Below are 19,951 nucleotides of genomic sequence, written 5' to 3'. Positions count from 1 at the left end.
CAGCCTGAAGTACCGGGTGGGCGGGCAGCGCGCGTAGGGGGCGCGACGAAGGAGCGACTGCGCAGCACGCGTGGGGAAGAATTCACTCAGCCGGCGGCGCAGGGATCTGGCCCCAGTGGGTGATCATGCCCGGGTACGGGGCCCAGTCGGCGGGTTCGCCGGCGAAGGAGTAGTCGCCGTTGGTGACGCGTTCGTGGAAGGCGCGGGTCCAGTCGAGCTCGCCGCGGTCGCGGGCGGCGGTGATGCGGAACATCTCGACGATGTGGTTCGGCGTACCGGGGTCCTCGAACACCTGCCGCTCCGCGAACGGCTCGGCCTTCTGCCGTTGCTCGAGCTGCGTGATGCGCGCCTCCAGCGCGGCCAGCACCTCGTCCCGCTGCAGCGACCACAGGAAGCTCAGGGTCACCATCATCCGGTCGGGGTGGAAGCCGTCCACGGTCCACAGCATCTGCCGCAGCAGGGAGAAGTACTCCGTCTCACCGTCCGTCGTCAGCTTGTACGACGTACGCCCGGGCCGGCTCGCCGCGCCGCCCTCGAGCTCCTGCAGGTACCCGTGCTTGGCCAGCGTCCGCAGCCCGGTGTAGATCGAGCCGGGGTTGATGTTCGCCCAGTCCTGCACGTTCCAGGTGAGCAGCTCACGGCGCAGCTGGTACCCGTAAGCCGGCTGGAAGATCCGCACGACCCCGAGCAGCAGCAAGCGCGTGGTGGACATAGTCGCAGTGTAAATCCGCGCGACGCCGGCGGCGGTCGAGGCGTAACCTGCGTGGGCATGGACGTGCGTGTGACGAGTGACGCGGCCGCCTTCGAGCAGACGGTCTTTCCTTTCCTGCAACGGGATCCGGTCCTGCACACGATCATCATGAGCAACGTCCACGCACAGGCGTCCAGCGGTCGTACGGCGGACGAGCCGTCGTACTTCGCCTCCGTCCACGACGGCGACGCGGTGGTCGGTGCGGCCATGCGGACACCGGGGCGGAACGTGTACCTCGGCGCCCTTCCGTCGGAGTTCGCCGAAGCGGTCGCCGATGCGTATCTCGACGTACTGCCCGAGCTGAACGGCGTCGCAGGTGACCGTTTGGCGGCCCTGCGCTTCGCCGACCGGTGGTGCGCGCGGCACGGCGGTACGGCGACCGAGACCAAAGGCACCCGCCTCCACAGGCTCGGCACGCTGACTCCGCTGGCCGCCGAGGGCTCGCCGCGGTTGATGACGGGCGACGAGGTCGAGTTGGTGGCGAGCTGGGCGAAGGCCGGGTTCGCGGAAGAGCTCGGCGGGGACTACCTGGACTGGGCAAAGGACCACCTGGAGCACGGGACCATGTGGATCTGGGAGACCGGCGGGGAGCCGGTGAGCATGGTCGGCTACCACCTGCCGCTCTACGGCGCCTGCCGGGTCGGGCCGGTCTACACGCCGCCGGAGCGTCGGCGGAACGGGTACGCCGGTGCGCTCACCAGTCACGTGTCCGCGGAGATCCTTGCGCAGGGCAACCAAGCCTGCCTCTACACCGACCTGGCCAACCCGACCTCGAACAAGATCTACTTCCAGGCCGGCTACCGCCCAGTCGCCGACTTCATCGACGTCGAGCTCACCGCATGACGGCTACGCCACCGCCCTGACAGCCGAGATCTCCCGCCACCTCCGCGAAGCAGCCGCTCAACTGATTTCGGTGGAGTCGCCTGGGGAGAGGGCTAGGTAGGGGTGGTTGCCGCGTTCAGTGAGGAAGCGTTTGAGCATGCCTAGGCCTACTGGGCTCAGGAGGGCGTCGTGGATGCCTACGGTTTGTTCGGCTTTGACGGCGCGGGCGTAGTCGATGGCCGGTGGGAGGGAGAACCACGGGCCGGAGATGGGGACCAGGTTGGTGTGGACCTCGCGGTCGGGTTGGGTGAAGGAGTCGCCGGGGTGGTAGACGGCGTCTTCGATCAGGTAGCCGACGTTCTCGCAGGGGACGCCGAGCTCCGGAAGGATGATCGCGTGGTCCTTGCCGTAGGCACGCACTGCGTAGCCGGCAGCCTCGAAGGACTGGCCGTCGGCGACCACGGTGACGCGGTCGCCGAGGTCCGTGAGCTGGGCGGCGACGCCGGCGTTGGTGTAGACGGGGACGTTCAGGGCGGCGATGCGCTCGACGTCCAGGTGGTCCGGGTGCTCGTGGGTGACGAGGACCGCGTCGGCGCGCTCGAAAGCCGCGTCCTCGCTGAACGTTCCCGGGTCGACGAGCAGGACCTTGCCGTCCTTCTCCAGCCGGACGCAGGCGTGCGCGAACTTCGTGAGCTTCACAGTCAGTCTCCCAACGCGTCTCTCATCGGAACCAGCTTGGCGTTCGTCTCGGCGAGCTCGGCGACCGGGTCGGAGCCGGCCACGATGCCGGCGCCGGCGAACAGGCGCATCCGCCGGGGGTCGTCCGGGTCGGCCTGACCGCAGCGCAGCGCGATGCACCACTCGCCGTCGCCGGCCGCGTCCATCCAGCCGACCGGTCCGCTGAACCGGCCACGCCGCATGCCCTCGATCTCACCGATCAGGTCGCGTGCCAGGTCGGTCGGCGTACCGCAGACCGCCGCCGACGGGTGCAGCGCGGCGGCCAGGCCGAGCGCGGACGCGCCGTTGTTGGCGACGCCGGCCACGTCGGTGGCCAGGTGCATCACGTTCGGCAGGTGCAGCACGAACGGGGTCTCCGGGACGTTCATCGACTTGCAGTGCGGCTTTAGGGCGTCGGCGACCGAGCGGACCGCGAACTCGTGCTCCTCCAGGTCCTTGCTCGACCGGGCCAGCGACGCGGCGAGCGCGAGGTCGTGCGCGTCGTCGCCGGTACGGCGGATGGTCCCGGCCAGCACCCGGGACGTGATCAGGCCCTTCTCCCGGCGTACCAGCAGCTCGGGAGTCGCGCCGATCAGGCCGTCGACGGAGAACGTCCAGCAGTTCGGGTACGCCGCCGCGAGCCGGCGCAACGGCCAGCGCAGGTCGATCGGCTGCTCGGCGATCGCGATCAGGTCGCGGGCCAGCACCACCTTGTCGAGCTCACCGGCGGTGATCCGCTTGATCGCGTCGGCGACGATGCTCGACCAGTCGGTGCCGGACCGGGCGCCGTCGGCGAACGCGACGTCGTACACCGGTGACGGCTCGTGGACGGCGAGCTCCGGCGGCACGGCCAGCGAGGACGCCGGCGAGATCGTGGTCACCCAGGTCGTCCCGCCGCGGCGGCCGACGATCACCTCGGGCACGACCAGCTCGCCGGGGTCGTCGTCGGTGAACCCGAACGACCCGAAGCAGACCAGTCCGGACCCTGGTACGCCGACCTCGTCGCGAACCACCGCGGCCGCGACCAGGTCCTTCCACCAGGTCACCGCCTCCTGGAAGCGGTTGCCACCGGCAACGTCGAGGCGGGCGGCGACACCCCAGCCGACGTGACCGTCGCCGCGCCGTACCCAGGCCAGACCGCCCTCGGCGGGCAGATGATCCATCAGCTGGGCCGACACCCCGTCGACTCGCTGGCTGCGGATGACCAGATGGGGAGCCTGGCTCCCGACCGGCTCAGACAAGCTCACCGCACCACTCCTCGCTCACGGCACGACCCCGGGTCACGATGGCAGGCCGGTTGACTGGAGATGCACTCACGAGATGCAAGCGTATGCCTGCCCGATGTCCAGTGAATTTCGGAGCCTGTCGGACCCGTGATCAACTAGACACGTGACCCGCGCAGATCTGAGCAAAGACCCGCACGCCGTGGCGGCCATGTTCGACAACGTGGCCGAGGGGTACGACCGGACGAACGCGGTTGCGACGATGGGTCTGGAGAAGCTGTACTGGCGGCCGCGGACGTTCGCCGAGATCGCGCCCCGGAAGGGCATGAAGATCCTGGACCTGGCCGCCGGGACCGGCGCGTCGAGCATCAAGCTGCTGGAGGCCGGCGCCGAGGTGGTGTCGTGCGACTTCTCGGTCGGCATGCTGCGGGTCGGCAAGCGGCGGTACCCGAGCCTGGACCTGATCGCGGGGGACGCGCTGCGGCTGCCGTTCGCCGACGACACGTTCGACGTGGTGACGATCTCGTGGGCGCTGCGGAACGTGAACGACGTCACCGTCGCGCTTCAGGAGATGCTCCGGGTGACCCGGCCGGGCGGGCGGCTCGTCGTACTCGAGCAGTCGCACCCGACCTGGAAGCCGTTCCGGGTGGTGTACCTGGAGTACATGATGCGCGCGGTTCCGGCAGTCGCGAAGGTGGTGTCGACGAACCCGGAGGCGTACGAGTACCTGGCCGAGTCGACCCGGGCCTGGCTGCCGCAGGAGCCGCTCGCGCGGGCCATCGAGGCCTCCGGCTGGACCCGGGTGCAGTGGCGCAATCTGACCGGTGGTCTGGTGGCCATCCACCGGGCGGTCAAGCCCACTTAATTACGCAAGGAAAATTGCGCGTAAATCGCTTGTGGACAAGGGGAAGTGGGCCGGTTTCGTGTCCGAGTCAGGCAGTCCTAGACTGTCGGGTGTCGAGGCCTCGTGAATCCCTTCACGAGCGCACATAGCCCACATCAACCTTCCAGGCCGGGAATCGAGATGAGCCAGAGCGTGCCGAGCGGGCAGCAGGCGGAGACCGCCGATGTGATCGTCGTCGGCGCCGGACCCGCAGGCTCGGCCGCCGCCTACCACCTGGCCAACGCCGGACTCGACGTCCTGCTGCTGGAGAAGACCGCGTTCCCGCGGGAGAAGGTCTGCGGCGACGGGCTCACCCCGCGCGGCACCAAGCAGCTGATCAACATGGGCATCGACATCTCCGAAGAGGCCGGCTGGATCCGCAACTACGGTCTGCGCATCCAGGGCGCCGGGCACGTCCTGCAGCTCGACTGGCCGGACCTGTCCAGCCACCCGAACTACGGGCTGACCCGGAACCGGATGGACTTCGACGACATGCTCGCCCGGCAGGCCGTGAAGGCCGGCGCCCGGCTGCGCGAGCGGACCAACGTGAGCGGCCCGATCCTGGACGACCGGGGCTTCATCGTCGGCGTCACCGCGAAGCCGGTCGACGACAACGGCCGCCGGGCCGGCGCCGACGTCGAGTTCCGCGCGCCGCTGGTGATGGCCGCCGACGGCAACTCGTCCCGGCTGAGCATCGCGATGGGCCTGCACAAGCGCGACGACCGCCCGATGGGTGTCGCCGTCCGCACCTACTTCACCAGCCCGCGCCACGACGACGACTACCTCGAGTCGTGGCTGGAGCTGTGGGCCGACGACCCGCAGAACCCGGGCCAGCGCAACCTGCTGCCCGGCTACGGCTGGATCTTCGGGATGGGCGACGGCACCGTCAACGTCGGCCTCGGCATCCTGAACACGTCCGAGGCGTTCGGCAAGGTCGACTACTCCGACCTGCTGAAGCAGTGGCTGAAGAACACCCCGGAGGAGTGGCAGTTCCGGGACGAGTTCCAGACCGTCCCGATCCGCGGGGCGGCGCTGCCGATGGGCTTCAACCGGCAGCCGCACTACACCCGCGGCCTGATGCTGCTCGGCGACGCCGGCGGCATGGTCAACCCGTTCAACGGCGAGGGCATCCCGTACGCGATGGAGTCCGGGGCGTTCGCCGCCGAGGTCGCCGCCCAGGCGCTGCACCGGCAGCCGAACCAGCGCGAGCGTGCGCTGTCGGCGTACCCGAAGGCGCTGAAGCAGGAGTACGGCGGCTACTACACGCTGGGCCGGATCTTCGTGAAGCTGATCGGAAATCCGGAGGTGATGCGGCTGTGCACGAAGTACGGTCTGCCGCGCACCACGCTGATGAAGTTCACCCTGAAGTTGCTGGCCAACCTCACCGACCCGCGCGACGGCGACGTGATGGACAAGATCATCAACGGCCTCACCAAGGTCGCCCCGGCCGCCTGAAACCGGCGGGGCGAGTGAGATGGGCCACAGCGGTACTGATAACACAGTGCTGACCGGAAACGCAGACAGACAGACCACCGGCTGAAGGAGGGAGCACGAACCCGATGCACCCTTACGTACCGATCCTCGTTCTCGGTGTGCTCGCGGCGATCTTCGTGGCGGGCACCTTGGTGACGAGCGCGCTGGTCGGACCCAGGCGCTACAACCGGGCCAAGCTCGACTCCTACGAGTGCGGGATCGAGCCGACCCCGCAACCGGTCGGTGGCGGGCGGTTCCCGGTGAAGTACTACATCACCGCGATGCTCTTCATCGTGTTCGACATCGAGATCATCTTCCTCTACCCGTGGGCGGTCGCCTTCGACCAGATGGCGCTGTTCGGGCTGATCGAGATGGTCATCTTCATCGTCACCGTCTTCGTCGCGTACGCCTACGTGTGGCGCCGCGGCGGACTGGAATGGGACTGAGCCATGGGTGTTGAGGAACAGCTTCCGGCCGGCGTGCTGCTGACCACGATCGAGGGCCTGTCCGGCTACATGCGGAAGGCGTCGTTGTGGCCGGCAACCTTCGGGCTGGCCTGCTGCGCGATCGAGATGATGACCACCGGCGCGCCGCGCTACGACGCCGCCCGGTTCGGCATGGAGGTCTTCCGGGCGTCGCCGCGGCAGGCCGACCTGATGATCGTGGCCGGCCGGGTGAGCCAGAAGATGGCTCCGGTGCTGCGCCAGATCTACGACCAGATGCCGAACCCGAAGTGGGTGCTCGCGATGGGTGTCTGCGCGTCGTCGGGCGGCATGTTCAACAACTACGCGATCGTGCAGGGCGTGGACCACGTGGTCCCGGTCGACATGTATCTGCCCGGCTGCCCGCCGCGGCCGGAGATGCTGCTGGACGCGTTCCTCAAGCTGCACGAAGACATCCAGAGCGGCAAGCTCGGCGCGAACAAGAAGGCGCTGCAGGCGGAGCGGGAAGCCGCCGCACTGACCGCCTCGCCGACGCTCGAGATGAAGGGGCTGCTGCGATGAGCGACACGCAACCGGAGAACCTTCCGGCGACCGCGGCGGCCGGTGACGCTCAGACCCCGGCGGCCGAGGTGGTGGACCAGCGCGAGGGCATGTTCGGTGTCCGCGGCACCGGCGACACCTCCGGCTTCGGCGGCCTGCGCCGCCAGGTCGCGCTGCCCGGTGGTACGCCGAAGCCGTACGGCTCCTGGTTCGACGGCGCCACCGAGCGGCTGGAGAGCCTGGTCGGCGACGGCGCGATCGAGAAGGTCGTGGTCGACCGCGGCGAGCTGACCCTGCACGTCGAGCGCGAGCGGCTGGTCGAGGTCTGCCGGCACCTGCGCGACGACGAGGCGCTGCGGTTCGAGTTCTGCTCCGGCGTCAGCGGCGTGCACTACCCGAACGAGACCGGCCGCGAGCTGCACGCGGTCTACCACCTGATGTCGATGACCCACAACCGGCGGATCCGGCTGGAGGTGTCCGCCCCGGACGCCGACCCGCACATCCCGTCGGTCGTCTCGGTCTACCCGGCCAACGACTGGCACGAGCGCGAGACCTGGGACTTCTTCGGCATCATCTTCGACGGTCACCCGGCGCTGACCCGGATCCAGATGCCGGACGACTGGCCGGGCCACCCGCAGCGCAAGGACTACCCGCTCGGCGGTATCGACGTCGAGTACAAGGGCGCCGTCATCCCACCGCCCGACACGCGGAGGTCGTACAACTGATGACCACTACAGACCCGTACGCGACCACTCGCGACACCACCGAGGGCAAGGTCTTCACCGTCACCGGCCAGGACTGGGACTCGGTCGTGGCCGGCCTCGGCGAGGAGCCCGAAGAGCGCGTCGTCGTCAACATGGGCCCGCAGCACCCGTCCACCCACGGCGTGCTCCGGCTCATCCTCGAGCTCGACGGCGAGACGGTGACCGAGGCCCGCTGCGGCATCGGCTACCTGCACACCGGCATCGAGAAGAACATGGAGTTCCGCTCCTGGACGCAGGGCGTCACGTTCTGCACCCGGATGGACTACCTGTCGCCGTTCTACAACGAGACCGCCTACTGCCTCGCGGTCGAGCGGCTGCTCGGGATCGAGGACCAGATCCCGGAGAAGGCGAACGTGATGCGGGTGCTCCTGATGGAGCTCAACCGGATCAGCAGCCACCTGGTCTGCATCGCCACCGGTGGGATGGAGATCGGCGCGCTCACCGTGATGACGATCGGCTTCCGGGAGCGGGAGATGACGCTCGACCTGTTCGAGCTGATCACCGGCCTGCGGATGAACCACGCGTTCATCCGGCCGGGCGGCGTCGCCCAGGACCTGCCGCCGGGCGCGCTGGACAAGATCCGCGAGTACATCACCTGGATGAACAAGCACCTGCCCGAGTACGCCGAGCTGTGCAACGCCAACCCGATCTTCAAGGCCCGGCTGCAGAACGTCGGCTACCTGGACCTGACCGGCTGCATGGCGCTGGGCATCACCGGCCCGCCGCTGCGCTCGACCGGGTACGCGATGGACCTGCGCAAGACCCAGCCGTACTGCGGCTACGAGACGTACGACTTCGACGTCCCGACCTGGGACACCGCGGACTCCTACGGGCGGTTCCGGGTCCGGCTGCAGGAGATGCACGAGTCGCTGAAGATCGTCGAGCAGTGCGCCGACCGGCTGGCAAAGATGGAGGGCGAGCCGGTGATGGTGGCCGACAAGAAGATCGGCTGGCCGAGCCAGCTGGCCGTCGGCAGCGACGGGATGGGCAACTCGCTCGACCACATCAAGCACATCATGGGCGAGTCGATGGAAGCCCTGATCCATCACTTCAAGCTGGTCACCGAGGGCTTCCGGGTGCCGGCCGGCCAGGCCTACGTGGGGATCGAGTCGCCGCGCGGCGAGCTCGGCTGCCACGTGGTCTCCGACGGCGGCACCAAGCCGTACCGGGCGCACTTCCGTGACCCGTCCTTCGCAAACCTGCAGGCGATGCCGATCATGTGCGAGGGCGCACAGGTCGCCGACGTGATCGTCGCCGTCGCCAGCCTTGACCCGGTGATGGGTGGAGTGGACCGATAGATGGCCGAGAACCACGCGACTGCGACCGACAAGCCGGTGCCGTACAGCACCGGTGACTCGAACATCACCGACACCACGATCGCGGAGATGCGCGAGCTGGCCGCCCGCTACCCGCAGGGCCGGTCCGCGCTGCTGCCGATGCTGCACCTGGTGCAGTCGGTCGAGGGCCGGGTCACCCCGGAGGGCATCGAGGCGTGTGCCGAGGTGCTCGGGCTGACCGGCGCCGAGGTGTCCGCGGTGGCGACCTTCTACACGATGTACAAGCGCCGCCCGGTCGGCGACTACCACGTCGGCGTCTGCACCAACACGCTCTGCGCGGTGATGGGCGGCGACGTGATCTTCGAGCGGCTCAAGCAGCACCTCGACGTCGGCAACGACGAGACCACCGAGGACGGCAAGATCACCCTCGAGCACCTGGAGTGCAACGCCGCCTGCGACTACGCGCCGGTGATGATGGTGAACTGGGAGTTCTTCGACGACATGACGCCGGAGTCGGCCACCCAGCTGGTCGACGACCTGCGCGAGGGCGCCGAGGTGAAGTCGCCACGCGGCGCCACCATCTGCACCTGGCGCGAGGCCGAGCGGGTGCTCGCCGGGTTCCCCGACGGCCGCGCCGACGAGGGCCCGACCGGCGGCAAGGCGACGCTGGCCGGCCTGCGGCTGGCCCGCGAACGGAACTGGACGGCTCCGGGCGGCCGCGGCGGTTCCCCGGCCCCGCTCGACTCCGTCCCCGGTCCGCGCCCCGAGGACCAGCCTGGCAGGGAGTCCGGCACCGGGTCCCCGGCCACTCCCGACTCCCGGAAGGAGGACTGACCATGCTGACCCCGGTACTGTCCGACAACTGGGACCAGATCCGCTCCTGGCAGCTGGCGTCGTACCAGCGCTCCGGCGGGTACGACGCGCTGCGGAGCGCGCTGCGGATGCAGCCGGCCGACGTGGTCGCCGCGGTCAAGGACTCGGGTCTGCGCGGCCGTGGCGGCGCGGGCTTCCCGACCGGGATGAAGTGGTCGTTCATCCCGCAGGACAACCCGAAGCCGAAGTACCTGGTGGTGAACGCGGACGAGTCCGAGCCGGGCACCTGCAAGGACATCCCGCTGATGCTCGCCTCGCCGCACACGCTGGTCGAGGGCGTCATCATCTCGTCGTACGCGATCCGCGCGAGTACCGCGTTCATCTACGTCCGCGGTGAGGTGCTGCACGTGATCCGCCGGCTGCAGCAGGCGGTCGAGGAGGCGAAGGCGGCCGGTTACATCGGCACCAACATCCTCGGCAGCGGCTACGACCTGGACGTGATCGTGCACGCCGGCGCCGGCGCGTACATCTGCGGCGAGGAGACGGCGCTGCTCGACTCGCTGGAAGGCCGTCGCGGTCAACCCCGGCTGCGTCCTCCCTTCCCGGCCGTGGCCGGTCTGTACGGCTGCCCCACAGTGATCAACAACGTCGAGTCGATCGCATCCGTTCCCGCCATCATCAAGAACGGCGCGGACTGGTTCTCCTCGATGGGCACCGAGAAGTCCAAGGGCATGACGCTGTACTCGCTGTCCGGGCACGTCACCCGGCCGGGCCAGTACGAGGCGCCGATGGGGATCACGCTGCGGCAGCTGATCGACCTGGCCGGCGGGATCCGCGAGGGTCATGAGCTGAAGTTCTGGACCCCGGGCGGGTCCTCGACCCCGCTGCTCACCGCCGAGCACCTTGACGTCCCGCTGGACTACGAGGGCGTCGGCTCGGTCGGCTCGATGCTGGGCACGAAGGCGCTGCAGATCTTCGACGAGACCACCTGCGTGGTCCGCTCGGTGCTGCGGTGGACGGAGTTCTACAAGCACGAGTCCTGCGGCAAGTGCACCCCGTGCCGTGAGGGCACCTGGTGGCTGGTGCAGATCCTCGAGCGGCTCGAGCACGGCAAGGGCACCGAGGAGGACCTCGTCGAGCTGCTCGACCTGTGCGAGAACATCACCGGCCGTTCGTTCTGTGCGCTGGCCGACGGTGCGACCGCGCCGATCAGCAGCTCGATCCAGCACTTCAAGGACGAGTACCTGGCGCACTTCGAGAACGGCGGCTGCCCGTTCGACCCGATGGCAAGCACTGTCTTCGCTACCGCTGGAGCAAGCGCATGACGATCCAAGCGAACCCGCCGGCCGGCTCGGAGGTGGAGCGCACCGATCTGGTGACCGTGACCATCGACGACATCGAGGTCAAGGTTCCGAAGAACACCCTGCTGATCCGGGCCGCGGAGCAGATCGGGATCCAGATCCCGCGGTTCTGCGACCACCCGCTGCTGGACCCGGTCGGCGCCTGCCGGCAGTGCCTGGTCGAGATCACCGACGCCGGGAACGGCCGCGGCATGCCGAAGCCGCAGGCCTCCTGCACGATCACCGTCGCCGACGGCATGGTGGTCCGCACCCAGGTGACCTCGCCGGTGGCGGAGAAGGCGCAGCACGGGATCATGGAGTTCCTGCTGATCAACCACCCGCTGGACTGCCCGGTCTGCGACAAGGGCGGCGAGTGCCCGCTGCAGAACCAGGCGATGACCAACGGGCGTGGCGAGACCCGGTTCACCGAGGTCAAGCGGACCTACCCGAAGCCGATCAACATCTCGGCCGAGGTGCTGCTGGACCGCGAGCGCTGTGTGCTGTGCGCCCGCTGCACCCGGTTCTCCGAGCAGATCGCCGGCGACCCGTTCATCGCGCTGGTCGAGCGCGGCGCGCTGCAGCAGGTCGGCATCTACGAGAAGGAGCCGTTCGAGAGCTACTTCTCCGGCAACACCATCCAGATCTGCCCGGTGGGCGCGCTGACCAGCGCGGCGTACCGGTTCCGGTCCCGGCCGTTCGACCTGGTCTCGGTTCCGTCGGTGGCGGAGCACGACTCCTCCGGCGCGGCGATCCGGGTCGACCACCGGCGCGGCAAGGTGATGCGCCGGCTGGCCGGCGACGACCCGGAGGTCAACGAGGAGTGGATCTCCGACAAGGACCGGTTCGCGTTCAACTACGCGACCACCGGTGACCGGCTGACCCACCCGCTGATCCGCGAGGACGGCGAGCTCCGGCCGGCGTCCTGGCCGGAGGCGCTGACCTTCGCGGCGGAGCGGCTGACCGCGGCCCGCGGCAACGCGGCGGTGCTGACCGGCGGCCGGCTCACCCTCGAGGACGCCTACGCGTACTCGAAGTTCGCGCGGGTCGCGCTCGGCACCAACGACATCGACTTCCGGTCCCGGCCGCACTCCGCCGAGGAGGCGGACTTCCTCGCTGCCGCGGTGGCCGGCACGGGTCTCGGTACGACGTTCGCCGACCTGGAGAAGGCCGGATCGGTGCTGCTCGTCGGGTTCGAGCCCGAAGAGGAGGCGCCGTCGGTGTTCCTGCGGCTCCGCAAGGGCGTCCGCTCGCACGGCACCAAGGTCTTCACGGTGGCGGCGTACGGTTCGCGCGGGGTCGAGAAGCTCGACGGTGTCGTCGTACCGGCGTCGCCCGGGACCGAGGCCGCCGTACTGACCGATCTGGGCAACGCCGGTGAGACCGGGGCGGCCGCGCTGGCCGCGCTCGGGCCGGACTCGATCATCATCGTCGGCGAGCGGCTGGCGAGCGCCCCGGGCGGGTACTCGACGGCCCTGCGGCTGGCCCTGGACACGGGTGCTCAGCTGGCCTGGATCCCGCGTCGTGCGGGGGACCGGGCCGCGCTCGAGGCGGGCTGCCTGCCGGGCCTGCTGCCCGGTGGCCGGCTGGTGTCGGACCCGCAGGCGCGGGTCGACATGCAGGCCGCGTGGGGTGTCGACAGCCTGCCGGCGAACGTCGGGCGGGACCTGACCGAGATCATCGCGGCAGCGGGTTCGCTGCAGGCGCTGGTGGTCGCGGGTGTCGAGATCGACGACCTGCCGGACCCGGCGGCGGCCCTGGCCGCGCTGGAGGCCGCGCCGTTCGTGGTCAGCTTCGAGGTCCGCAACTCGCAGGTCACCGAGCACGCCGACGTCGTCTTCCCGGTGGTTCCGCCGGCGGAGAAGGACGGCACCTTCGTCAACTGGGAGGGTCGCGAGCGGCCGTTCCCGGTGGTGCTGAAGGTCCCGGCCGCGATGCCGGACGTGCGTGCGCTGGCCGCGCTCGCCCAGGAGATGGACCGCTCGCTCGGGTTCGCCACCCCGGCCGGCGCGAAGAAGGAGTTCGACGAGCTCGGCCGCTGGGACGGCGACCGCGCGCAGGAGCCGACGTACCAGGCAGGTCCGTCGCTCGGCGCCTTCGACTCCACCCGGCTGGCGACCTGGCGGATGCTGATCGACGACAGCCGCGCGAACGACGGCGAGCCGCACCTGACCGCGACGGCCCGCAAGCCGGTGGCCCGGATCTCGCTGACCACGGCGCACCGGGTCGGTGTCGCCGACGGTGACGAGCTGGTGGTCAGCACCGACGCCGGGTCGATCCGGCTGCCGGTGCTGATCAGCCCGATGACCGACAACGTGGTGTGGCTGCCGACCAACTCGGCCGACTCGCACGTGCGCCGGTCACTGCACGCCGACCATGGCTCGATCGTGACGATCGCCGGAGGGAACGCATGAACGAGCGCAGCGAGTTCATCATCAAGCACAGCCCGAACCGTGCCTCATCGGCGCCCGGAGCGAAGCGAGGACGTCGATGAGCTTGATCCCGCTTGCGACGACGCCGGACGCAGGTGTCGGCAACGACCCGTGGTGGGTCATCGGCCTGAAGGTGCTGCTGGTCTTCGTCTTCCTGGTCGTGCTGACGCTGTTCAACATCTGGTGGGAGCGCCGGGTGGTGGCCCGGATGCAGCACCGGATCGGCCCGAACGTGCACGGCCCGGCCGGTCTGCTGCAGTCGCTCGCCGACGGCATGAAGCTGATGTTCAAGGAAGACCTGATGCCGAAGGGCGTCGACAGGCTGGTCTTCGTCGCCGCCCCGGTGATCGTGTCGATCCCGGCCTTCCTGACCTTCGCGGTGATCCCGTTCGGCCCGACGGTGAAGATCCCGTTCACCGACACCTACACCCGGCTGCAGATCACCGACCTGCCGGTCTCGGTGCTGTACGTGATGGCGGTCGCCTCGATCGGCATCTACGGCATCGTGCTCGGCGGCTGGTCGTCCAACTCGACGTACTCGCTGCTCGGCGGTCTGCGCTCCAGCGCCCAGATGATCTCCTACGAGGTCGGCATGGGCCTCGCGCTGGTCACGGTGTTCCTGTTCGCCGGCTCGATGTCCACCTCGGACATCGTCGCGGCGCAGGGGTCGAACCAGTCGATCAACCTGTTCGGGGCGGACATCCCGATCCCGGGCTGGTACGCGTTCCTGCTGTTCCCGTCGTTCGTGATCTACGTGATCTCGATGGTCGGCGAGACGAACCGGGCGCCGTTCGACCTGCCGGAGGCCGAGGGCGAGCTGGTGGCCGGCTTCCTGACCGAGTACTCGTCGATGAAGTACGCGATGTTCTTCCTGGCCGAGTACATCAACATGGCGACCGTGTCGGCGCTGGCGACCACGCTGTTCCTGGGCGGCTGGCGGGCGCCGTGGCCGATCTCGATCTGGGACGGCGCGAACTCCGGCTACTGGCCGGTGCTGTGGTTCGTCGGCAAGATGATGTGCTTCATCTTCTTCTACATCTGGCTGCGCGGAACGCTGCCGCGGCTGCGCTACGACCAGTTCATGAAGCTGGGCTGGAAGATCCTGATCCCGGTCTCGCTGGGCTGGATCCTGCTGGTCGCCACCGTCCGCGCGGTCGGCCGGGAGACCACCTTCAGCCGTACGACGCTGCTGGTCGCGGCCGCCGTGGTCCTGGTGATCGCGGTGATCACGATGTTCATCCCGCAGAAGCCCAAGCCCGAGAAGCTCACCGAGGACGACCGCGCGAAGGACTTCGACGCCTTCGCCGGTGGCTACCCGGTGCCTCCACCGCTCCTCAGTCAACCCTCCGAGCCGAAATCGAAGGCAGACAGCCGTGGCTAGTGTCAAAGAGTCCCTCTGGGATCCGGTAGCCGGGTTCGGGGTCACCTTCCGGACGATGTTCCGGAAGGTGTTCACCGAGCAGTACCCGTTCGAGAAGAAGCCGACCGCGCCCCGCTTCCACGGCCGCCACCAGCTGAACCGCTGGCCGGACGGTCTGGAGAAGTGCGTCGGCTGCGAGCTGTGCGCGTGGGCCTGCCCGGCGGACGCGATCTACGTCGAGGGCGCGGACAACACCGAGGGCGGCCGCTTCTCCCCGGGCGAGCGCTACGGCCGCGTCTACCAGATCAACTACCTGCGTTGCATCCTCTGCGGTCTGTGCATCGAGGCCTGCCCGACCCGGGCGCTCACCATGACCAACGAGTACGAACTGGCCGACCGCACCCGCGAGTCCCTCATCTACGAGAAGAAGGACCTGCTGGCGCCGCTGCTGCCGGGGATGCAGGAGCCGCCGCACGAGATGCAGCTCGGCAGCACCGAGAAGGACTACTACCTCGGGCTGACCGGCGCCGCCGCGCCGGCCGAGGGCGGTGACGCCAAATGATCGGCCTCGTCACCGGCGCCCAGGTGGCGTTCTGGACGCTGGCGCCGATCATGGTGCTCGCCGCGATCGGGATGGTGCTGGTCCGCAAGGCGGTGCACTCCGCGCTGCTGCTGGCCACCGTGATGGTCTGCCTGGCCGCGCAGTACGCCGCGCAGGACGCGCCGTTCCTGTTCGCCGTGCAGATCATCGTCTACACCGGCGCGATCCTGATGCTGTTCCTGTTCGTGCTGATGCTGGTCGGTGTCGACGCGAGCGACTCCCTGGTGGAGACGATCCGTGGGCAGCGGCTGCTGGCCGGGCTGGCGTTCCTCGGCTTCGGGGCGCTGCTGGTCGCGGCGGTCGGCAACGCGGTGTACGGCAACCCGACCGGGCTGGCCGACGCGCAGCCGGACGGCAACCCGAAGGGGATCGCGCAGCTGCTGTTCGGCAAGTACGTGTTCGCCTTCGAGGTGACCTCGGCGCTGCTGATCACCGCGGCGCTCGGCGCGATGATGCTGGCGCACCGCGAGCGGCTGACCAAGAAGCGCACCCAGCGCGACCACGCCGAGGAGCGGATCCGCAAGTACGCCGAGTCCGGTGTGCACCCCGGTCCGCTGCCGACTCCCGGTGTGCTGGCCCGGCACAACGCCGTCGACACGCCGGCGCTGCTGCCGGACGGGTCGATCGCGCCGACCTCGGTTTCGCGGGTGCTGCAGGCCCGTGGCACCGTGTTCCCCGAAAGCGCGGAGCGGGCGGACGTCGACGAGGTCCGCAAGCTCAACGCGGGTGAGGTCGGTGACGAGGTGCCGTCGGGGCCCGAGAGCACAGACCTTTCCGGATACGGCGAAGGAGACAAGCTGTGACGACTGAGCCGTACATCGTGCTCGCGGCGATCCTGTTCAGCATCGGCGCGCTCGGCGTGCTGGTGCGCCGTAACGCCATCGTCGTCTTCATGTGTGTCGAGCTGATGCTGAACGCCTGCAACCTGGCGTTCGTCAGCTTCGCCCGCCAGCACGGCAACCTCGACGGCCAGATCGCCGCCTTCTTCGTGATGGTGGTGGCCGCGGCCGAGGTGGTCATCGGGCTGGCGATCATCATGGCCATCTTCCGCACCCGTCGCTCGGCCTCGGTCGACGACGCCAACCTGCTCAAGTACTGAGGTAATCACCGATGAGTCATGAGCTGACGTGGCTGCTGGTCGCGGTCCCGGCCGTGTCCGCGGCGATCCTGCTGCTCGGTGGCAAGGCCACCAACGCGTGGGGTCACCTGCTGGGGACGCTGGCGCCGCTGGTCTCGTTCGCCTTCGGCGTTGTGCTGTTCTTCCAGATGCGCGGCCTGGGCAGCGAGGAGCGGTCCGAGACGGTCCGGCTGTTCGAGTGGTTCTCGGTCGGCAGCATCAAGGTGGACTTCTCGCTGCTGATCGACCCGCTGTCGATCCTGTTCGTGCTGCTGATCACCGGTGTGGGTTCGCTGATCCACATCTACTCGATCGGCTACATGGAGCACGACCCGCGACGGCGCCGCTTCTTCGGGTACCTGAACCTGTTCATCGCGGCGATGCTGCTGCTGGTGCTCGCCGCCGACTACCTGCTGGTGTTCGTCGGCTGGGAGGGTGTCGGCCTGGCGTCGTACCTGCTGATCGGGTTCTGGCAGCACAAGGACTCGGCCGCGGTCGCCGCGAAGAAGGCGTTCGTGGTGAACCGGGTCGGTGACATCGGCCTCTCGCTCGCGGTGATGAGCATGTGGGCGCTGTTCGGCTCGTCCGCGTTCGTCACCGTCGACGCGGGCGCCGAGGGACTGTCGAGCACCTGGGCCACGCTGCTCGGCCTGATGCTGCTGCTGGCAGCCTGTGGCAAGTCCGCGCAGGTCCCGCTGCAGTCCTGGCTGCTGGACGCGATGGAAGGCCCGACCCCGGTGTCGGCGCTGATCCACGCGGCGACGATGGTCACCGCCGGCGTCTACCTGGTGGTCCGCTCGAGCGCGATCTACGAGCACACCGAGGCCGCCTCCACCGCCGTCGTGATCGTCGGCACGGTGACCGCGCTGGCCGGTGCGATCATCGGTTGCGCCAAGGACGACATCAAGAAGGCGCTGGCCGGTTCGACCATGAGCCAGATCGGCTACATGATGCTGGCCGCCGGCCTCGGCCCGGCCGGGTACGTGTTCGCGATCTTCCACCTGCTCACCCACGGCTTCTTCAAGGCCAACATGTTCCTCGGCGCCGGCTCGGTGATGCACGGCATGAACGACGACGTGAACATGCGGCACTACGGAGCCCTCCGGACGCCGATGAAGATCACCTTCGTCACCTTCGCGTTCGGCTACCTGGCGATCCTCGGCATCCCGCCGTTCGCCGGCTTCTTCAGCAAGGACAAGATCATCGAGGCCGCGTTCGCGGACAACACGGTGATCGGTCTGTGCGCGCTGCTCGGCGCCGGCATCACCGCGTTCTACATGACGCGGGTGATGCTGATGACGTTCTTCGGCAAGAAGCGCTGGGCCGACGACGTGCATCCGCACGAGTCGCCCAAGGTGATGACCTGGCCGCTGATCATCCTGGCGGCGCTGTCGCTGGCCGGCGGTGCGCTGTACTTCGCGGGCCACTGGATCGTCGACTGGCTGGAGCCGGTGGTCGGGATGGATGAGCACCACCCGCCGGTCAGCGCGCTGGTGATGACGCTGATCACCCTCGCGGTGGTGGCCGTCGGCTTGACCATCGCGGTGCTGATGTACCGCCGGGACATCCCGCGCGAGGCGCCGGCCGGCTCGCCGGTCACCACCTTCGCCCGCCGTGACCTGTACGGCGACGCGCTGAACGAGGCGGTCCTGATGCGTCCGGGCCAGTACCTCACCCGGACGCTGGTCTGGCTGGACAACCGCGGCGTGGACGGCCTGGTCAACGGGCTGGCCGCGTTGTTCGGCGGGATGTCCGGCCGGCTCCGCCGGTTCCAGACAGGCTTCGTCCGTTCCTACGCACTCAGCATGGTCTTCGGCGCCGCATTCGTGGTCGTCGCCCTCCTCGCGGTGAGGTTGTCGTGAACATCGGTTGGCTGACCCTGTTACTGCTCCTGCCGTTCGTCGGGGCCCTGGCGACAATGCTGGTGCCGACGGCGAAGGCGCTGCTGGCCAAGCAGGTCGCGCTCGCGTTCTCGCTGGTCACGCTGGTGCTGACCGCGATCATCGCGATCGGCTACCAGCGCAACGGCGCCGAGGACTACGCCGAGACGCACACCTGGATCGAGCCGTTCGGCGCGCACTTCGCGCTCGGCCTCGACGGTGTCGGTGTCGTCCTGGTGGTGCTGACCGCGCTGCTCACCCCGATCGTGATCATCGCGTCCTGGAACGACGCGCAGGACGGCCGCTGGTCGGAGAAGTCCTTCTTCGCCTGGATCCTCGGCCTGGAGGCGCTGTCGCTCGGCGTGTTCGCCGCCACCGACGTGTTCCTGTTCTACGTGCTGTTCGAGGCCACGCTGATCCCGATGTACTTCCTGATCGGCGGGTTCGGCGGCGCGCAGCGGTCGTACGCCGCGGTGAAGTTCCTGCTGTACTCGCTGCTCGGCGGTCTGCTGATGCTGGCCTCGGTGGTCGGCCTGTACGTGCTGTCGGCCCGGGCCGGCGACCCGTCGTACCTGCTGACCGACCTGATGAAGCTCGACATCAGCCAGAACACCGAGCGGTGGCTGTTCCTCGGCTTCTTCTTCGCCTTCGCGGTCAAGGCGCCGATGGTGCCGTTCCACACCTGGCTGCCGGACGCTGCTGCCGAGGCGACGCCGGGTACCTCGGTGCTGCTGGTCGGCATCCTGGACAAGATCGGCACCTTCGGGATGATCCGGTTCTGCCTGAGCCTGTTCCCGAACGCGTCCGAGTGGGCCACCCCGGTGGTGCTGGTGCTCGCGCTGATCTCGGTCCTGTACGGCGCCCTGGTGGCGATCGGCCAGACCGACATCAAGCGGCTGATCGCCTACACCTCGATCTCGCACTTCGGCTTCATCGTGATGGGCATCTTCGCGCTGACGTCGCAGGGCCTGACCGGGTCGACGCTCTACATGTTCAACCACGGCCTGTCCACGGCGGCGCTGTTCCTGGTCGCCGGGTACCTGATCTCCCGGCGCGGGTCGGCCCGGATCGCCGACTACGGCGGTGTCGAGAAGGTGGCGCCGGTGCTGGCCGGCACGTTCCTGTTCGCCGGCCTGTCCAGCCTGGCGCTGCCCGGCCTGTCGCCGTTCATCTCCGAGTTCATGGTGCTGGCCGGGACGTTCAGCCGGCACAAGGCGCTCGCGGTGATCGCGGTAATCGGTATCGTGCTGGCCGCGCTCTACATCCTGATCATGTACCAACGCCTGATGACCGGGCCGGTCCGCGACGGGATCGAGAAGCTCAAGGACCTGAACGTGCGCGAAGTGGTCGCGATCGCGCCGCTCGCCGTACTGATCATCGGCCTGGGAATCTTCCCGAAGCCGGTGGTGGACATCATCAAGCCGGCGGTGGAGTCGACGATGCAGCACGTGGGCGTCACTGACCCGGCTCCGGAGATCCCCGTGACGGAGGGACAGAAGTGATCGCGCACGTGCTGCC

The 19,951-nt window shown here is 68.8% G+C and carries 19 protein-coding genes; 16 read left to right on the top strand and 3 right to left on the bottom strand.

The genetic code is table 11. The features are described from left to right. Positions 1–82 precede the first annotated feature (82 nt). Entirely contained in the window at positions 83–712 is a 630-nt protein-coding gene (locus tag ACWCOV_RS04485; RefSeq protein ID WP_449827820.1) for a PadR family transcriptional regulator, read from the bottom strand. Between the two features lie 57 nt (positions 713–769). On the opposite strand from ACWCOV_RS04485, the gene ACWCOV_RS04480 reads away from it, so the two are divergent. After that, complete coding sequence (locus ACWCOV_RS04480; protein ID WP_449827819.1) at positions 770–1,594, top strand: GNAT family N-acetyltransferase; 825 nt, start codon at positions 770–772, stop codon at positions 1,592–1,594. Between the two features lie 57 nt (positions 1,595–1,651). Here the strand turns inward: ACWCOV_RS04480 and ACWCOV_RS04475 are convergent, their stop codons facing one another. Beyond that, positions 1,652–2,272 carry an MBL fold metallo-hydrolase gene (locus ACWCOV_RS04475; protein WP_449827818.1) on the bottom strand — a complete coding sequence of 207 codons (621 nt, stop codon included), beginning with the start codon at positions 2,270–2,272 and terminating at the stop codon, positions 1,652–1,654. Between the two features lie 2 nt (positions 2,273–2,274). After that, positions 2,275–3,537 carry an isochorismate synthase gene (locus ACWCOV_RS04470; protein ID WP_449827817.1) on the bottom strand — a complete coding sequence of 421 codons (1,263 nt, stop codon included), beginning with the start codon at positions 3,535–3,537 and terminating at the stop codon, positions 2,275–2,277. 142 nt (positions 3,538–3,679) lie between these two features. On the opposite strand from ACWCOV_RS04470, the gene ACWCOV_RS04465 reads away from it, so the two are divergent. The 15 genes from ACWCOV_RS04465 to ACWCOV_RS04395 all read left to right on the top strand — a co-directional run bounded on the left by ACWCOV_RS04465 (position 3,680) and on the right by ACWCOV_RS04395 (position 19,935). Beyond that, the gene (locus tag ACWCOV_RS04465; protein WP_449827816.1) at positions 3,680–4,378 is read left to right on the top strand and encodes a demethylmenaquinone methyltransferase; all 699 of its coding nucleotides are present in this window, start codon (positions 3,680–3,682) and stop codon (positions 4,376–4,378) included. A 159-nt stretch (positions 4,379–4,537) separates the two neighbouring features. Beyond that, positions 4,538–5,851, top strand: a complete 1,314-nt coding sequence (locus ACWCOV_RS04460; RefSeq protein ID WP_449827815.1) for a geranylgeranyl reductase family protein — start codon at positions 4,538–4,540, stop codon at positions 5,849–5,851. 104 nt (positions 5,852–5,955) lie between these two features. Beyond that, on the top strand, positions 5,956–6,315 hold the full coding sequence (locus ACWCOV_RS04455) for an NADH-quinone oxidoreductase subunit A (protein WP_132209850.1): 360 nt from the start codon (positions 5,956–5,958) through the stop codon (positions 6,313–6,315). A gap of 3 nt (positions 6,316–6,318) precedes the next feature. Continuing rightward, positions 6,319–6,873 carry a NuoB/complex I 20 kDa subunit family protein gene (locus tag ACWCOV_RS04450; RefSeq protein ID WP_449827814.1) on the top strand — a complete coding sequence of 185 codons (555 nt, stop codon included), beginning with the start codon at positions 6,319–6,321 and terminating at the stop codon, positions 6,871–6,873. Continuing rightward, entirely contained in the window at positions 6,870–7,577 is a 708-nt protein-coding gene (locus ACWCOV_RS04445; RefSeq protein ID WP_449827813.1) for an NADH-quinone oxidoreductase subunit C, read from the top strand. Before ACWCOV_RS04450 ends, ACWCOV_RS04445 begins: the two co-directional genes overlap by 4 nt. Then, on the top strand, positions 7,577–8,914 hold the full coding sequence (locus tag ACWCOV_RS04440) for an NADH-quinone oxidoreductase subunit D (RefSeq protein WP_449827812.1): 1,338 nt from the start codon (positions 7,577–7,579) through the stop codon (positions 8,912–8,914). Before ACWCOV_RS04445 ends, ACWCOV_RS04440 begins: the two co-directional genes overlap by 1 nt. After that, complete coding sequence (gene nuoE / locus ACWCOV_RS04435; RefSeq protein ID WP_449827811.1) at positions 8,915–9,727, top strand: NADH-quinone oxidoreductase subunit NuoE; 813 nt, start codon at positions 8,915–8,917, stop codon at positions 9,725–9,727. A 2-nt stretch (positions 9,728–9,729) separates the two neighbouring features. After that, positions 9,730–11,031: an NADH-quinone oxidoreductase subunit NuoF gene (nuoF, locus tag ACWCOV_RS04430; RefSeq protein ID WP_449827810.1), complete on the top strand. Its 1,302-nt coding sequence runs from the start codon at positions 9,730–9,732 to the stop codon at positions 11,029–11,031. Beyond that, entirely contained in the window at positions 11,028–13,457 is a 2,430-nt protein-coding gene (locus ACWCOV_RS04425; protein ID WP_449827809.1) for an NADH-quinone oxidoreductase subunit G, read from the top strand. Before nuoF ends, ACWCOV_RS04425 begins: the two co-directional genes overlap by 4 nt. A gap of 76 nt (positions 13,458–13,533) precedes the next feature. After that, positions 13,534–14,856, top strand: a complete 1,323-nt coding sequence (nuoH, locus tag ACWCOV_RS04420; RefSeq protein ID WP_449827808.1) for an NADH-quinone oxidoreductase subunit NuoH — start codon at positions 13,534–13,536, stop codon at positions 14,854–14,856. Continuing rightward, positions 14,849–15,397 (top strand): NADH-quinone oxidoreductase subunit NuoI, encoded by a 549-nt coding sequence (gene nuoI / locus ACWCOV_RS04415; protein ID WP_449827807.1) that lies wholly within the window; start codon positions 14,849–14,851, stop codon positions 15,395–15,397. Before nuoH ends, nuoI begins: the two co-directional genes overlap by 8 nt. Beyond that, positions 15,394–16,239 (top strand): NADH-quinone oxidoreductase subunit J, encoded by an 846-nt coding sequence (locus ACWCOV_RS04410; RefSeq protein WP_449827806.1) that lies wholly within the window; start codon positions 15,394–15,396, stop codon positions 16,237–16,239. Before nuoI ends, ACWCOV_RS04410 begins: the two co-directional genes overlap by 4 nt. Next, positions 16,236–16,535 (top strand): NADH-quinone oxidoreductase subunit NuoK, encoded by a 300-nt coding sequence (nuoK, locus tag ACWCOV_RS04405; protein WP_360172083.1) that lies wholly within the window; start codon positions 16,236–16,238, stop codon positions 16,533–16,535. The genes ACWCOV_RS04410 and nuoK overlap by 4 nt, the downstream gene beginning before the upstream one ends. An 11-nt stretch (positions 16,536–16,546) precedes the next feature. Beyond that, on the top strand, positions 16,547–18,415 hold the full coding sequence (gene nuoL / locus ACWCOV_RS04400) for an NADH-quinone oxidoreductase subunit L (protein ID WP_449827805.1): 1,869 nt from the start codon (positions 16,547–16,549) through the stop codon (positions 18,413–18,415). Then, positions 18,412–19,935: an NADH-quinone oxidoreductase subunit M gene (locus tag ACWCOV_RS04395; RefSeq protein WP_449827804.1), complete on the top strand. Its 1,524-nt coding sequence runs from the start codon at positions 18,412–18,414 to the stop codon at positions 19,933–19,935. The genes nuoL and ACWCOV_RS04395 overlap by 4 nt, the downstream gene beginning before the upstream one ends. Positions 19,936–19,951: the final 16 nt, after the last annotated feature.

Source organism: Kribbella sp. NPDC002412, assembly GCF_053592935.1.
Note: the sequence above shows the minus strand (reverse complement) of the source record. Positions and strands in the feature narration are given on the sequence as shown.